This window comes from Desulfobacterales bacterium (assembly GCA_034520365.1).
Taxonomy (GTDB): domain Bacteria; phylum Desulfobacterota; class Desulfobacteria; order Desulfobacterales; family Desulfosalsimonadaceae; genus M55B175.
In genome coordinates, this window is the sequence record JAXHNP010000007.1 from 476,830 (window position 1) to 491,387 (window position 14,558).

At 53.1% G+C, this 14,558-nt stretch carries 12 protein-coding genes; 2 read left to right on the forward strand and 10 right to left on the reverse strand.

All coding sequences use genetic code 11. From position 1 onward, the window contains the following. Positions 1-12: 12 nt before the first annotated feature. The 8 genes from jag to U5L07_16360 all read right to left on the reverse strand — a co-directional run bounded on the left by jag (position 13) and on the right by U5L07_16360 (position 8,844). The gene (jag, locus tag U5L07_16325; protein ID MDZ7833314.1) at positions 13-885 is read right to left on the reverse strand and encodes an RNA-binding cell elongation regulator Jag/EloR; all 873 of its coding nucleotides are present in this window, start codon (positions 883-885) and stop codon (positions 13-15) included. A 14-nt stretch (positions 886-899) separates the two neighbouring features. Continuing rightward, entirely contained in the window at positions 900-2,558 is a 1,659-nt protein-coding gene (gene yidC, locus U5L07_16330; protein MDZ7833315.1) for a membrane protein insertase YidC, read from the reverse strand. Between the two features lie 514 nt (positions 2,559-3,072). Beyond that, positions 3,073-3,282, reverse strand: coding sequence for a membrane protein insertion efficiency factor YidD (gene yidD, locus U5L07_16335; GenBank protein MDZ7833316.1), 210 nt, complete (start codon positions 3,280-3,282; stop codon positions 3,073-3,075). After that, positions 3,278-3,664 carry a ribonuclease P protein component gene (rnpA, locus tag U5L07_16340; protein ID MDZ7833317.1) on the reverse strand — a complete coding sequence of 129 codons (387 nt, stop codon included), beginning with the start codon at positions 3,662-3,664 and terminating at the stop codon, positions 3,278-3,280. Before rnpA ends, yidD begins: the two co-directional genes overlap by 5 nt. A gap of 56 nt (positions 3,665-3,720) precedes the next feature. After that, positions 3,721-3,855 (reverse strand): 50S ribosomal protein L34, encoded by a 135-nt coding sequence (gene rpmH / locus U5L07_16345; protein ID MDZ7833318.1) that lies wholly within the window; start codon positions 3,853-3,855, stop codon positions 3,721-3,723. A 112-nt stretch (positions 3,856-3,967) separates the two neighbouring features. Further along, a complete protein-coding gene (locus U5L07_16350; GenBank protein ID MDZ7833319.1) occupies positions 3,968-5,521 on the reverse strand; it encodes an Rne/Rng family ribonuclease in 1,554 nt (517 codons plus the stop codon). A gap of 23 nt (positions 5,522-5,544) precedes the next feature. Beyond that, on the reverse strand, positions 5,545-8,079 hold the full coding sequence (locus U5L07_16355) for a TIGR03960 family B12-binding radical SAM protein (GenBank protein ID MDZ7833320.1): 2,535 nt from the start codon (positions 8,077-8,079) through the stop codon (positions 5,545-5,547). Between the two features lie 3 nt (positions 8,080-8,082). Continuing rightward, positions 8,083-8,844: an enoyl-CoA hydratase/isomerase family protein gene (locus tag U5L07_16360; protein MDZ7833321.1), complete on the reverse strand. Its 762-nt coding sequence runs from the start codon at positions 8,842-8,844 to the stop codon at positions 8,083-8,085. 338 nt (positions 8,845-9,182) lie between these two features. Between U5L07_16360 and U5L07_16365 the strand changes: the two genes are divergently transcribed. Beyond that, entirely contained in the window at positions 9,183-10,409 is a 1,227-nt protein-coding gene (locus U5L07_16365; GenBank protein ID MDZ7833322.1) for an LL-diaminopimelate aminotransferase, read from the forward strand. A 65-nt stretch (positions 10,410-10,474) separates the two neighbouring features. Here the strand turns inward: U5L07_16365 and pabB are convergent, their stop codons facing one another. Together pabB and U5L07_16375 are read right to left on the reverse strand one after the other, a co-directional pair. Then, complete coding sequence (gene pabB / locus U5L07_16370) at positions 10,475-12,736, reverse strand: aminodeoxychorismate synthase component I (protein ID MDZ7833323.1); 2,262 nt, start codon at positions 12,734-12,736, stop codon at positions 10,475-10,477. Beyond that, positions 12,737-13,336, reverse strand: a complete 600-nt coding sequence (locus tag U5L07_16375; GenBank protein ID MDZ7833324.1) for an aminodeoxychorismate/anthranilate synthase component II — start codon at positions 13,334-13,336, stop codon at positions 12,737-12,739. 197 nt (positions 13,337-13,533) lie between these two features. Between U5L07_16375 and U5L07_16380 the strand changes: the two genes are divergently transcribed. After that, on the forward strand, positions 13,534-14,289 hold the full coding sequence (locus U5L07_16380) for an SPOR domain-containing protein (GenBank protein MDZ7833325.1): 756 nt from the start codon (positions 13,534-13,536) through the stop codon (positions 14,287-14,289). The last annotated feature ends 269 nt before the right edge of the window (positions 14,290-14,558 follow it).

The window sequence follows — 14,558 nt, forward strand, 5'->3', positions numbered from 1 at the left end:
AAAAACCGAATTCTATTGATTTTGCCGGGCTCGGGGCCCGGTTTTTGAAGGGCCTTTCCGGCGCTTGGGCATGATCATCAGTTTTCGATAGTAGCCTTCGCCCACGCTTTGCGTTCGGACCGCCTTATTGTTTTTCAGGGCCAGATGCACAATGCGGCGGTCATGGGCGTTCATCTGGTTCATGGTCGATGGCTTGCCGGTGCGGCGGGCCTTATCCGCCAGTCGATTGGCGGCTTCGGTTAATTCCTTGCGACGGGTCTCGAGGTAGCCCTCCACATCCACCACAATCCGATACCCTTTTCCGCACTGCTTGTTTACCGTCTTATCCACAAGGTATTGCATCGCCTCCAGGGTCTGTCCTTTTCGGCCGATCAGAATGGCGGGCTCCCCGCCGCCAATATGGATGCGGTGCTGATCATTGTCCTGATGAATGGATACCTGGGCTTCAGGCGAGAGCAGACTCAAAATCTGCTTTAACATGTCTTCCGCAACAGCAATCGCCTCATCGGTGGCCATAGCCGCAGGTTCAGGTTCAGGCTCCCCCTCGGCTTGGGCCTCCGCCGTCTCCGGGGGCTCAACGGTATCGGGCGCCTCGCCAAAGGCCTCATTGATCAATGCATTGATGGCCGACCGGCTTTCTTTTTCCTCGGCCGCTGTCTGGGATGAGGCGCCTTCATAAACGCCATCCGTTGGTTCTGCGGGCGTTGTTTTCGGCGGTGTCACCCGTATCAAGGCTTTTTTGGTGCGAACCAGCCCGAAAATGCCGGTTGAGCCGTAAGAGATAATGTCGTAAATCAAGTTGTCCTTGGAAACCTTTAATTCCTGGCATGCTTTTTCAACCGCTTGCTCGACACTTTTGCCCTCAAAATCCAAAAAATCACTCATGAAAACGCCTCCATCTACACATGCTTTTTCGTGATATAGTATTGTTGGGCGATGGAAATAACATTGTTGACCAGCCAATACAGAACCAACCCGGCCGGGAAATTGACAAAAATAACGGTTAATACCAGGGGCATCATCATCATGAATTTGGCCTGCGCCGGATCCCCGGGCGGCGGGGAAAGTTTCTGCTGAAGAAACATGGTCGCGCCCATGATAATGGTCAGCACCGGTATCCCGTAAGGCGGCAGCATCAGCGGTATATTGATATCAAAGTGAAACAGGCGATCCGGCGCAGACAGATCGTTGATCCACAGCATAAACGGGGCATGACGCAGTTCAATGGCCTCATAGAGCATCCGGTAGAAAGCAATAAACACCGGAATTTGGACCACCATCGGCAGACACCCGCTCATCGGGTTAACCTTATAGGTCTTATAAAGCCGCATGACCTCTTCGTTCATCCGCTTTTTGTCATCCTTGTACTTCTTGCGGATATCAGCCATTAACGGCTGCAGCTTCTTCATTTCGGCCATGGATCTATAGCTTTTGGACCCCAAGGGCCAGAAGATGATCTTAAACAGGATGGTCAGCAGAATAATCGCCACGCCATAGTTGGCAAACAGATGGTCATGGATAAAATTCATCAGCCACAGGCAGGGTTTGGCAATAATATCGAAAAATCCAAAATTCAGGGCCGCCTGCAGGTTATCGTCATATTCGCGCAGGGTGGACATCCGCTTGGGGCCGAAATAAAGCGAAAAATCGGCTGCATCCTGGGTATTGGCCAAAATTTTTTCAATCGGCTGGATATAGTTGACACTGACCATATCTGTTTCCGGTTCATGCGCCAGCGTGAACCGGGATTCGCCATCATATGCGGGCACAGCCACGGTCATGAAGTAGCGATCGCACATGCCCGCCCATCCAATGCGGCCGGTATACGTATCCTTGTCTTCGATGTCGCTGACATCGATTTCTTCCAATTCCTGGTTGATATAGGCAAACGGACCCTCAAAAGCAAAGCGGGAGCGATCCGGGTCCATCGGGTTTTGCAGCGTCAGGATCAAATCCCCGGTAATCGGCTGATCCGACAGGTTTCTAATCAGGACTTTCAAGGAAACCCGGTAACTTTCTGGAAAAAAGGTATATTGCTTTTCAACTACAATGCCCTCCGGGGACTCCCAGAAAAACGAAAGAGACTCCCGGGAATTGCCAATCTCCAGCCTATCTCCGCTGTAATTCGTAGTAAACCGGGCATTCGCCCAGCTTTTCCGATCATGGCCGGCCAAATGAACCAATGCGGTGCCGGCATGATTTTCCCCGGGGATCAACTGCTTCAGGGGCGCATTTAGCGCCGCATCCTTTCGATAATTTTGAAGCACAAAACTGGTTAAAGCCGCCCCCCTTTCAGAGATTTCCGCTGTATAGAGCGAAGAGCGAACGGTGACGGATTTAAACGCCTTTTCCGGAATCTTTTGATCCGCCTGAGTGAGTTCGGCGCCGGAAGTCCCGGGCTTTGCCGCGGAGGCCGGCTCATCAGGCCTTTTCTGCGTCTCGGCCGGTTTATCAGGCGCCTGCGGGGGGGGCGGCGGATGGCTTGCAAAAAAGACCTCCCACAGAAAAAAAACAAAAATTGATAGCACAATTGCCAAAAATAAACGCCATTGTTCCATAAATTACTCCTGCCCGAATATCATTTGCCTGCTGTCCTGATCCCGCCTTATATAACGCGATCAAATGTGTTCAGATCGAAAAATGCCAAGTTTGACGGCTTCGCAAAAAGTCCAATATCTTTGTTGCGCTGCATCCCTCGGAATTTCACGTACGATTAAGTACCCTGCATTCCTCGGGATTCGCGCGGCGCGATCTTGAACTTTTTTCTTTGCCGTCCCAGAATCGACTTTTTACGAGGCCATCAAGTTTGGACAAAGGAAAACACACACGATCGATGAAGGCTGCGAATATGATCGCTCCCGCAAAAGCCAATGGGTTTAACGCCGGCCAATAGCAGGGCGGTTACACACCCGGCTGCCGGAATCGGCTTTCCGCAAAACGGGTTTTTTCCTGTAAACCGGCAGGATACAGCCGGCCCCGGCCAATCGTCAGCCACATCTTTTGAAAAAACCATCACCGGTTTCGCCATTTACAGCTTGCTGGGGGAAGTCGGAAAACACTGCGCAGATCGGATCATGGGACAGGATCCACCCCGCCGGGGTGAAACGGATGGCACTTAAGAATCCGCTTGACGGCCAGAATTGAACCCTTAATGGCGCCGTGGCGGATAACCGCTTCACAGGCGTACTGGGAGCAGGAGGGATAAAAGCGGCAAGCCCCTCCCAACACAGGCGACAACGTCACCTGATATAGCCTTATTATGAATAATACAAAAAACTTAATTGTGAACCCGCCTTATTCTGGAAAAAAGCCCGGCCAGAGCGTCTTGCACTCCGCGCGCGGTTAAACTGGCGGCTGCCGGCTTGGCAATAATATTAATGTCCCAGTTGGTTTCAAGCGCAAATCGATTTTTCCGAAAAAATTCACGGATCATTCGCTTCAGCCGATTTCGGGTGACCGCTTTTCCCACGCGTTTGGATACCGTAACGCCCAAGCGGGGGCGATCTGTCCGGCCCCTCTGATAAATAATGATAAAATAGGGGTCTTGTAGCTTTTTGCCCGATTTCGATACAGATAAAAATTCGGCCCGTCTTAACAGCCGATCCGATGGTTGAAACCCCTCGGTCCTATCCGATTGCCCCTGGTTTTGAGAAAAGCTCAACATAGAATCCGACAACACCCGTTGGATCGCTTAAAGCGTTATATCCGTTTAGCCCCCATCTAAGCGATGAGCCGTTTCCTTCCTTTGGCCCGCCGGCGATTCAGCACCCGTCGGCCCTGTTTGGTGGACATCCGTTTTAAAAATCCGTGTCTTCGTGCCCGTCTTAGTCGGCTGGGTTGATATGTCCGTTTCATGCCTTTACATTTCCTTTATGATATATTTTGCCACATACTCTTTTTTGATATAAATTTGTAAAAAGAGCATATTTTGCTTAATTTTGTCAAGCATTAATTCATGTCGTCAAAATCAGCCCGCCCCTTTATAAACCTCAATGATGTTATACTCTTCCAGGTGATAGCCCTCCATGGGGTAGATGATCACCTGCCGCTCCAATTTCTTTTCAAGCATATTGATGATGTTGCTGGCTTCACCCAGCAGCAGGTCCGCAATTTCCGGGTGCACCCGCAGACTGATGCGGTCCCCCGCAACGTCCTGGGAGAGCCGGATCACCTCCCGGTAAATATTGTTGCATATGGTCTGCCGGGACAGGAGCGCGCCCTCGCCGTCACAGTAAAAACAGGGTTCGCAAAGCATCCGGTTTAGGGACTGGACGATCCGCTTGCGGGTCATCTGGATTAAGCCCATGTCCGACATGGGCAGGACATGGGTTTTGGCCTTGTCCTTTCTAAGGGATTCCTTCAAGGCATTAAAGACCTTTTCCTGGTTGGATTTGCGCTCCATATCGATAAAATCGATGATGATAATCCCCCCGAGATTCCGCAGGCGGATCTGATAGGCGATCTCCTTGACCGCCTCAAGGTTGGTCTTTAAAACCGTTTCCTCAAAATTATGCTTGCCCACGTACCGGCCGGTATTGACATCAATGGCCACCAGCGCTTCGGTCATCTCAATCACGATATAACCACCGCACTTGAGCCAAACCTTTTTCTTCAATGCCCGGACAATATCGCCTTCCAGATTGTAGGCGTCGAATATGGGTTCCGTGCCGGTATACAGGGCCACCGCACCTTTTAACCGGGGCATGAATTTTTCAATAAACGACAGCACGGAAGTATACACATTCGGCGAATCAATGGTCACCCGGTCCGCATCATGGGTCAGGAGATCCCGTACGCTTCGCAGGGTGACGGTCAGCTCTTCATGTAACAGGGCGGGCGCGCCCATGGTCCGGTACTTCTGCTGGATATCGGCCCAGAGATTGACCAGAAACTCCATTTCCTGGGCCATTTTTTCCTCAGAAATGCCTTCTCCGGCCGTTCTCACGATATAGCCGAAGCTGCCGATCCGCAAGGATTCGGCCAAAGCCTTTAACCGCAAGCGCTCGGCCTCCTCGTTGATCCGCCGGGATATGCCGACATGATCCACCGTGGGCATGAACACCAGAAAACGGCCGGGCAGGGAAATAAATGTGGTAAGCCGGGCCCCCTTGCTCCCGATCGGCGAGCGGGCGACCTGAACCAGAATTTCTTCACCTTCTGAAATCAGCTCTTCGATGGGCGGCCTGGCGGGCGGCAGCGCTTTTTCAGGCCGTTCTTCACCCGCGTCATCGCCTTTCTCCTCGTCTGCGGCCAGATCCACCAAATCGTTAAAATCGTCATTCTCGGCGCGACGACCGCTAATGATATCATCCACATAGATAAACGCCGCCTGCTGGAGGCCGATATCCACGAATGCCGCCTGCATGCCCGGAAGAACGCGCTGAATGCGGCCTTTGTAGACATTTCCGGCGATATTATGTCCATCGCTTCGCTCCACGAAAAGCTCCACAATCACCCCATCTTCCAGCAAGGCAACCCGAACCTCCGGCCCGACCGAGTTTATGACGATCTCTTTTTCCATATCAGACAATCTGCTCCTCCTGACTAGATTGGGGATGATTCCTTTTCTGCCGGCAGTTTTATCACCTTCAGCCGCAAGACGGATTCCGTGGACAGGCCGAATACGACCTGAAGCGCCTCCCCCGGCCTGACGGTCTGGCCCGGCAGGTGGTTGAGGCTTAGCAACAGCTGCGCCCCGTTTTCAAGGCGGATATCCCGTACCACCTTTGCCAGATCGATATCCAGGGTGCGCCCCTTTTGGGTCCGCCGTTTTATCCGGAAGGTATCGGCCGCCTTAAACCGATCAAGCGCGGCCGCATCAAATGCCCCGTCTTTTTGATAAATCTCATACACCCGGATCGCCTCGGGCTCGGGGCCGGATTTTGGCGGCACTTTCCGGCAGTCAATCAGCGTCAACCCCGGCGGCAGCTCTCGATTTACGGCCCGGACAGCCTGGTCACAGTCAATTTCCCCGGCCACGGTCAAATAAAACGTCTCGCATCGGCTTTCCACGCCCACCGGGATGGCCTCATGGAAAGAGCATTTGGGCTTTGGATGAAACCCCTGGGTGTATTTCATGCCGATGCCCGCCCGCCGCAGGGCGCGCTGAAAAATGTGGATCAACTCCAAATGACCGAAATACTTGGCTGATTCAAGCTTTGCATACCGCATTCGCAAACGATTTTCAACGCTTGATTCGTTACCGGCCTCTGATTCTGCCGGCAAAATTTCGCCAAAATCGGTTTTATTCACCGCCAGGCGCGGGCGGACGGTTTCAAAGTCGCACGCCCCACAGCCGCTGCATGCATCCAGCCGGCAATCCCCGGTAGCGGCCTCGCCAATTGCCTTTTCGTTTTCTTCCCGCAAAAAGGCCTTATCGATACGGCAGTCAATCCCATCCCAGGGCAGCGGCTCATCAAAGGCTCTGGTGCGGCTGATAAAAAAATCGATGTCAACGCCGGTATCCCGGCAGGCGGCAAGCCACGCGTCATAATCAAATGTATCCGACCAGCCGTCAAACTGACATCCCTTCTGGTAAGCCGCTTCCAGCAAATCGGCCAGCCGTCGGTCCCCCCGGGCCCACAGGCCCTCCAATCGGCTGACCTCCGGGTTCTGCCATTTAAAATGAACGCCCGGGAGATTTAAGCGATGGTGCAGGGCCCCTATAATCTTTTTTGCCCTCTCAACCGGGAGCTGTGCCTGCCATTGAAAGGGGGTGTGCGGCTTGGGGATAAAGGTTGCCACACTGACGTTAATCGTTGCCTTGCGGCCGGCAATCCCTTTTTTCCGGCGGATCTTATGGACCAGATCCACGATGGCGTCAATATCGGCCTCGGTTTCTGAGGGCAGCCCGATCATAAAATAGAGCTTAATCGTCCGCCAGCCCAGGGAAAACGCCTGGGTGACGGTTTCCAGGATTTCGGCCTCGGAGATATTTTTATTAATGACCCGCCGGAGGCGCTCGCTGCCCGCCTCCGGGGCAATGGTAAAGCCGGTTTTCCGCACCTTTTTGACCAGTTCCATCATCTCCGGCGCAAGCGTCCCGGCCCGGAAGGATGGCAGGGAGATGGCCACCGGATCCGAAGAATGCCTGAGGATCAGTTCCTTCATAAGCGGGCTGAGACAACTGTAATCCCCGGTGCTCAGAGACAGAAGCGAAATATCCTCATACCCGGTCCGGTTAAGGGCCGTCTCGGCCAGATCCCGAAGGTTTGAAAGCGAGCGTTCGCGCACCGGCCGATAGATCATGCCCGCCTGGCAGAAGCGGCATCCCCGGGTACAGCCCCGGGCCAGCTCGACCCGCAGCCGGTCGTGAATCGGTTTGCCGAAAGGAACAATGGGGTGATCCGGAAAAGAAACGCCATCCAAATCCGGCACAATGGCGCGGGAAACCGACGTATAGCCCTCAAGTTTAGGCGTAAGCCTTTGAAATCCATCCTCATCCCAATACGGCTCGAAAAAAGCGGGGATATAGACCCCCTCGATCCGGGACCAGGCATAAAGCAGCGTACCTCTGTCGCCCTGACCGGATTTTGCCCATTCTCGCCAGGCCCGGACCATCTCAAGAATCACCGATTCGCCGTCGCCCACCACCATGGCATCAAAAAACTCGGCCATGGGCTCCGGGTTGCACGTACAGGGGCCGCCCGCGATAACCAGGGGATGCGAAGCATTGCGCTGGCTTTGCCGAAAGGGGATGCCGGCCAGCTCCAGCATGGCCAGAACATTGGTGAAATTCAGCTCATAGAGGAGCGAGAACCCGATAATGTCAAAATCAGCCAGCGGGGTCTGGGTTTCCAGGGAAAAAAGCGGCAGGTTCGCCCGGCGGAGGCAGGCGGCCATGTCCAGTCCCGGGGTAAACACCCGTTCAGCCGAGATATCCGGCTCGTTATTTAAAATCTGGTATAGAATCTGGAGGCCGAAATGGGAAGTCCCGATATCATAGAGATCGGGAAACGCCAGCGCCATCCGGAGATTTACCGTATCCGGCGGTTTTTTCACCGTATTGATTTCAGAGCCGAGATACCGGCTGGGCTTGGAAACCAGCGGCCGGATATCATCAATCGTAGAGTTATCCATCGGCTACTGCATGCTGGCCTGGACAAACTCCAGGGTCTGGCGGACATCCTCCTGGAAGAAACAATTAAGCCCCGCATGCCAGTTTTCCGTTTCAAGCTTCTGTCGGATACGGCGGGCGGTGTCCATTTTCAAAAGCTCCTTCATCCGGATAAACGGCCGGTTGGGGGTATCTATCCATTGGGCGACCACCTGCTTGGCCCGATCCAGAAGCTCCGCCTCTGCCACCACCTCATCGACCAGGGCCATTTCTTTGGCTTTGTGGACATCCACCATTTGACCGTTAAACATGACATCGCGAAACTTAAGGCTGCCGTCAAAGCCAAACCGCATCACCTCGTGCTGGCAGATGGTCAGGGGAAGTCCGATCTTGATCTCGCTCATGCCGATCTTAATTTTGGGGTGATCCTTGACGATCCGGTAATCCGCGGCCATGGAATAGATCAGGCCGGCAGCGGCGGCATGGCCGTTTATGGCAGAGACCACCGGTTTGCTGCAGGTAAAAAGGGATAGCAGCACTTCCTCTTCAAAGGCAAAAAACGCGACCGCTTCCTCGAGATCCTTGAAATTGATGAAGATCGGCAGATCAAAGCCGCTGGAGAAAAAGCGGCCTTCGCCGGTCAGAATCAGTCCCTTGGGGGAGGGATTGTCATTGACCGTCCGGATAATTTCATTAAGCTCTTCGAGCATCGGCCGGTTAATTGGATTGGTTTTCGGGTTGTTTAGCTTAACAATCTGAATGTCGTCTTCGATATATGGCTCAAGCATGGCAGATCCCCTCTGTTTTGGAAATTTCTGTTTTTAAATAAAAAATTCTATTTATGGGAAACTGCTTTCCCCTGTCAAGGAAGAATAAGCACGGTAAATTTGTTCTATCTATTTTTCAGGCGGGCACGGTGGCCCGCCCTTCTACGCGACAATGTCGACATTTTGTAGGGTCGGCCACCGTGCCGACCTCACATACGAGAAACCCCATGGTTATGGGGTTTCTCGCCAGAACAAATTCACCGTGGAAGAATAAGGCTTGCAATTGACAGGGCCAATACATTTCTATTATAACCAAAAGCCACTTTGCCATTGATATGAAACCAAAAAAAGGATCGGGTATGATTCAAATTAATGAGAATTATTTAAAACTGCAGGCCTCCTATCTGTTTTCCAATATCGCCAATAAAATAAATGACTACCAAAAGGCCCACCCGGATACGGAAATCATCAAACTGGGCATTGGCGATGCCACGCGGGCGCTGCCGCCGGCCTGTGTTGCGGCCTTTCACCGGGCCGTGGACGAGATGGCTGAAGACGCCACATTCCGGGGATATGGGCCGGAACAGGGCTACCCTTTTTTGCGGGAAAAAATTGCGGCCGAGGATTTTCAGGCCCGGGGCGCGGATATTTCCGCAGATGAAATCTTTGTCAGCGACGGGGCCAAATGCGATACCGGTAATTTTCAGGAGATTCTGGCCAATGATATCCATGTAGCCCTGCCGGATCCGGTCTATCCGGTCTACCTGGACACCAATGTGATGGCCGGCCGAAGCGGGGAGAGGCAAAACGGCCGGTATGAAAACATCCATTATATGGAATGCACCCCGGAAAACGAATTTATCCCGGACCTGCCGCCGGCGGCCATTGATCTCATCTACCTGTGTTTTCCCAATAACCCCACGGGCGCCATGATTTCCAAATCAGCGCTTTCCCGGTGGGTCCAGTTTGCCAAGGAAAACAAGGCGTTAATCTTATACGATGCGGCGTATGAGGCCTTTATCACCGATCATGCCCTGCCGCACTCCATTTATGAAATCGAAGGCGCCCGGGAAGTGGCGGTTGAATTCCGAAGCTTTTCCAAAACCGCCGGATTTACCGGCACGCGGTGCGCGTTTACAGTGGTGCCCAAGGACTGCATGGCCTATGATTCCAAAGGTGACGCGCATTCTTTGCATGCCCTATGGAACCGCCGCCACTCCACCAAATTCAACGGGGTTTCCTACCCGGTCCAGCGGGCCGCGGAAGCGGTTTACAGCCCGGAAGGCAAACAGCAGGTCAGAGAAACAATTGATTTCTACATGAATAATGCCGCCCGTATCCGGGAGGAAATCGATGCCCTGGGCTATGACTATGTGGGCGGCACCCATTCGCCCTACATCTGGATAAACACCAGGGCCGATTCCTGGGATTTTTTTGACATGCTGCTGAACAAGGCGGGGGTCGTCTGCACCCCGGGCCTTGGCTTCGGCACCTGCGGGGAAAAATTTATCCGGCTGTCCGCATTTAACAGCTACGAAAACATCGAAGCGGCCATGAACCGGATACGCGAGGCGGTGCGGAGCTGATAAACCTTTGCCAATACGCGCTATCGCCTGTTTTATGCAGAAATTCAGATTTCAGGTTTCAATGTTCAGCAGTCAGGGATATCCTGACTGCTGATCTGCCGGCAAATTTGCCGGCACAATTCCGGATTAAAGCCAAGCGGTTTGCCGTCCAGTGAAGTGGCCGGCACCGCCCTGATCAGGGAATTGGTAAGGACTAAGGTATCAGCGGATAAGAGATCAGCGGGATACACCGGCTGGTCTTTTATTAAATACCCCATTTGCGCAAAGCTGTCGCGGACCTGTTTCTGCATCACGCCTTCTAACACATGGGAAGAGACCGGGCAATAAACAGTCTCTCCCTTAATTACGAAAATATTGGCCGTATTCGTCTCCGAGACGCTGCCGTCCGGGTTCATGATCAGGGCCTCATCCGCCCCGTTTTCCGCCGCCCATTTTCCCGCCAGATAATAATACAGGTAGTTCATGGTCTTAAAATCCGCCAGGGGCGTTTGCCGGGGATATGGATAGGCGGCGAGGGAGAGCCCCCCATTTTCTGAAATGGCTGGCCGCCGGACGTAAGGGCGGGCGGTGACCACCAGTTGATGATCATACGGCGGATGCGACCGGGTGCCGCGGGTCGCCATGAGTTTTACCGCCGCAGTGATTTCAGACAGCCGGTTTTTCCGGATTACCCGGGCAATGATATCAGCCCAGGTGACATCCGGCACCCGCGTTTGAAACAGGTGTTTCCAGGCATGGTTGAACCGCCGGACATGTTCCGTTAAAAACTCGGGCCGGCCCTCTGCCACCCGAATGGTCTCAAAAAAACCAAACCCGTATTGCAGGCCGAGGTCGGATATCGGTACGGCGGCCGCATCGAATGGCTCCAGCCTTCCGTTTCGCCAAACGTGCATCTTTGCCGGCTGCTTTTGGTTCTCAGCGGCCAGGGCGGTGATAAGCGAGCGGCCCTTATGCAGGGTCTCCTGATATTCATCTTCTGCATCCGAATCATGGACAATGCCGCCGCCGACGGAAAAAATCAGCTTTTCCCCGGTAATGGTGGCGGTGCGGATGGCAATGGAGAGGTCCATGGTTTGATGAAAGCTGATATAGCCGATGGCGCCGGTATAGATATGCCGCTGGCAGGGCTCCATCTCATCGATTATTTCCATGGCCCGGATGCGGGGGCATCCGGTAATTGAGCCGCCGGGGAAAACCGCTTTTATCAAATCCACCGTTTTCATGTCATCCCGCAGTTCCCCGGTTACAATAGAAATCAGGTGAAACACGTTCACATAGGATTCAACCCGCTTGTGTTCGGCCACTAGGACGCTCTCGGCCCGGCAGACCCGCCCGAAATCGTTTCGCAGGAGGTCAACGATCATGGAAAGCTCGGCTTCGTCCTTGGCGCTTTCAACCAGGGCCTTACGCATGGCCTGATCTTCATGGGCGCTCCGGCCGCGGGGCCGGGTGCCCTTGATGGGCCGGGTTTCAACCTGTTTTCGGGCCTGCCGGACAAAGCGTTCCGGCGAAGTGGAGACGACATGGTGGTCCCCCGCATGGATATAGGCATAAAACGGCGCAGGCGCGGCTTCAAACAGGGTTTTAAAAAAACCAAAAGGGCTGCCGTGAAAATCGGTCTCAAACCGCTGGGCCAGATTGGCCTGATAAATATGGCCGGAGACAATATATTCCTTGATCGCGGCCACAGCCGCCAGATATGCCGGCTTGACCATTCCCGCATGCAAATCGCCGGTGCTGGCAAAGGATAGTTCTGTTTTTCGCCGCCCCGCATCGGCTCCTTTGCTTAGCTCCCGGCCGGAAGCCGCCGGCCGGCCGTTTATTTCCGGAATACACTGCCAGGTGCACTTTTCCTGACGGTCGTAAATGACGATAACGGATGGGGCATACAGACACAGGTGGGGCAGGGAGAGATCATTTACCGCGGTCCGGGGCAGTTTTTCGATAAAATCCTTCAGATCGTAGGAGAAATAGCCAAAAAGTCCGGATGTCACAGGAAGATGGGGGGTTTTCGGGGTTATGGCGAAATAGTCGAGAAGGCGCTCAATTGCTTCAAACGGATCTGCCTCAAAAACCGCAGAGGCCTTTCCGGCAGACAGAAAAATCTCGCGGCCATGGGCTTTAACCGTAAGCCAGGGCTTGGCGGCCAGCAAATGAAACCGCGCGCTGTCGGATTCCCCGCCGCTCATCAGGGCCACCGTACCGCAGGTATCGGCTGCCTGTACCGCCAAATCCATGAATGCATCCACCGGGCGAATTTGTTTCGTATGCACGCCGGTAATCCGTCCGATGTGATGATTTAACCAGTTTTCGATCGTTTGTGCCATCTATGCCGCGCTGTAAGCATATTCCGGGGTTTCTGCCCCATAGGAAAGAAAATTCCGGGCAAGCCCCTGACCGTATTCGGTCATAAAACTTTCCGGATGAAACTGCACCCCGAACACAGGATAACGGGGGTGCGAAAGGCCCATGATAATATGATCGGATGTCCATGCATGGATTTCTAGTTCGCCGCCGAGGGGTTTTACCATCAGGGAATGGTACCGGGCGGCGGTGAATGGGGATGGCAGCCCCCTGAAAATGCCGCTCCGATTATGCAGAATGCGGCTTTTTTTGCCGTGCACCGGCACCGGGGCCGGAACCGTCTCACCGCCCATGACCTCATTAATACACTGCATGCCCAGACATACCCCCAAAATCGGTGTGTTTCCGGTAAAACACCGAATCAATGGCATTGACATCCCCGCATTTTCAGGATCCTTTGGCCCCGGGCTGATTAACAGATACGACGGATTTATTTCAAGCGCCTGCGCAATGGTGATCCCATCATTTCGAAAAACCCGGATATCAAGCCGATACCCCATAAACATCTGGACCAGGTTATGGGTAAAGGAGTCATAGTTGTCAATTACCAGCAGGGTTTGCATACTTTGGACGGCCCTTTTGGTTTGAATTGGTTTAAAACGGCCCAAAAATAAAAAACGCCACCCAAGATGAGCCTGGGTGGCGTCTGCCTATTACATAACTCATTGACTAACAGTTTATTTTAATACATATTAATCTTATTACAATACAGACTGCAGGAAAGCAATGGCTTTTTACACCCAATTTTAAGGATTCATGAATGAAATTCTTTTTCATCACCTTATCCATCGGATGCCTTTTTTTAGCCGCTGGCTGTAATTCATTTCGAACCGGCTACTTCGGTGTTGAAGACAAGGCCATTCATTCCCCGGGCGATTTTGGCAAAACCCAAAAACTTATCGAAAAGGCCAAACGTCACGGGGACTCTTTGTATGCGGAAAAACAGATTGATAAAGCGATGGAACTCGGTAAAACCGCCGCCATTACGTATTGGGAGGGCTATGACCAGGAAGCGAAAAACATTCTGGCCCTGGCACGGGAAGCCGCGTTGAATTCGGAATTATATCACCCGCAGCCAATGCCCCCGGATTCAAAACGAGCGGAATCTATTGCCGGGATACTGGATTCACCGGAGAGAATCGATGCCGGCGAAACAGATCCGATTGCGCCCAACGATTCGAGCCGGGGCAGAGGCTTTAACCGGCGCGCTGAGCTGCGGATCACCCAAAAAACCCAAACAGAACCCCGAGCCCAAGCCCCCCAACCGGATCAAAGTCCGGCCCGATACGGGGTACAGGTTGCAGCCCTGAAGCAACCGGATAATGCGGATTTCGTTAAAGAAAAGTTTACCGCCAAAGGCTATCCGGTCTACCGGCAAAAAGCCGAAGTGGACGGGGAGACCTGGTACCGGGTCCGCTTGGGGCCTTACGCAAACGCGGAAAAGGCCCAAGAAACCCTGGAGCAGATCAAATCCAGCGGTTTGGCAAAAGGCGGCTTCGTGGTAAAAACGCCATAGCCATCCGGCCGGCCGGTTCAAGAAGCCGCCTTCTGCAAAAGGGCTGACGTGCCCCCATCTAAAGGCGAAACGTATACATGCCGTTTACCCCCCTCGACAATCGCCGATAAATGATAATATTCTAAAAATTTCGGCGACAGACCATTGGTTTTTTCATTGACATTAAACCGGATACGGGCTTATCGCTTAAATTTTACTTATATGTTTATTCAGCCGGTTTTTTATTAAACGATAAGAATAAAAACAGGGCGTAAGAAATTCTCTGTTAC

Excerpts from the sequence above, each read along its gene's own strand:
- jag (MDZ7833314.1), bottom strand. The coding sequence starts at position 885 with ATGAGTGATTTTTTGGATTTTGAGGGCAAAAGTGTCGAGCAAGCGGTT.
- yidC (MDZ7833315.1), bottom strand. The coding sequence starts at position 2,558 with ATGGAACAATGGCGTTTATTTTTGGCAATTGTGCTATCAATTTTTGTT.
- rnpA (MDZ7833317.1), bottom strand. The coding sequence starts at position 3,664 with ATGTTGAGCTTTTCTCAAAACCAGGGGCAATCGGATAGGACCGAGGGG.
- rpmH (MDZ7833318.1), bottom strand. The coding sequence starts at position 3,855 with ATGAAACGGACATATCAACCCAGCCGACTAAGACGGGCACGAAGACAC.
- U5L07_16350 (MDZ7833319.1), bottom strand. The coding sequence starts at position 5,521 with ATGGAAAAAGAGATCGTCATAAACTCGGTCGGGCCGGAGGTTCGGGTT.
- U5L07_16355 (MDZ7833320.1), bottom strand. The coding sequence starts at position 8,079 with ATGGATAACTCTACGATTGATGATATCCGGCCGCTGGTTTCCAAGCCC.
- U5L07_16360 (MDZ7833321.1), bottom strand. The coding sequence starts at position 8,844 with ATGCTTGAGCCATATATCGAAGACGACATTCAGATTGTTAAGCTAAAC.
- U5L07_16365 (MDZ7833322.1), top strand. The coding sequence starts at position 9,183 with ATGATTCAAATTAATGAGAATTATTTAAAACTGCAGGCCTCCTATCTG.
- pabB (MDZ7833323.1), bottom strand. The coding sequence starts at position 12,736 with ATGGCACAAACGATCGAAAACTGGTTAAATCATCACATCGGACGGATT.
- U5L07_16375 (MDZ7833324.1), bottom strand. The coding sequence starts at position 13,336 with ATGCAAACCCTGCTGGTAATTGACAACTATGACTCCTTTACCCATAAC.
- U5L07_16380 (MDZ7833325.1), top strand. The coding sequence starts at position 13,534 with ATGAAATTCTTTTTCATCACCTTATCCATCGGATGCCTTTTTTTAGCC.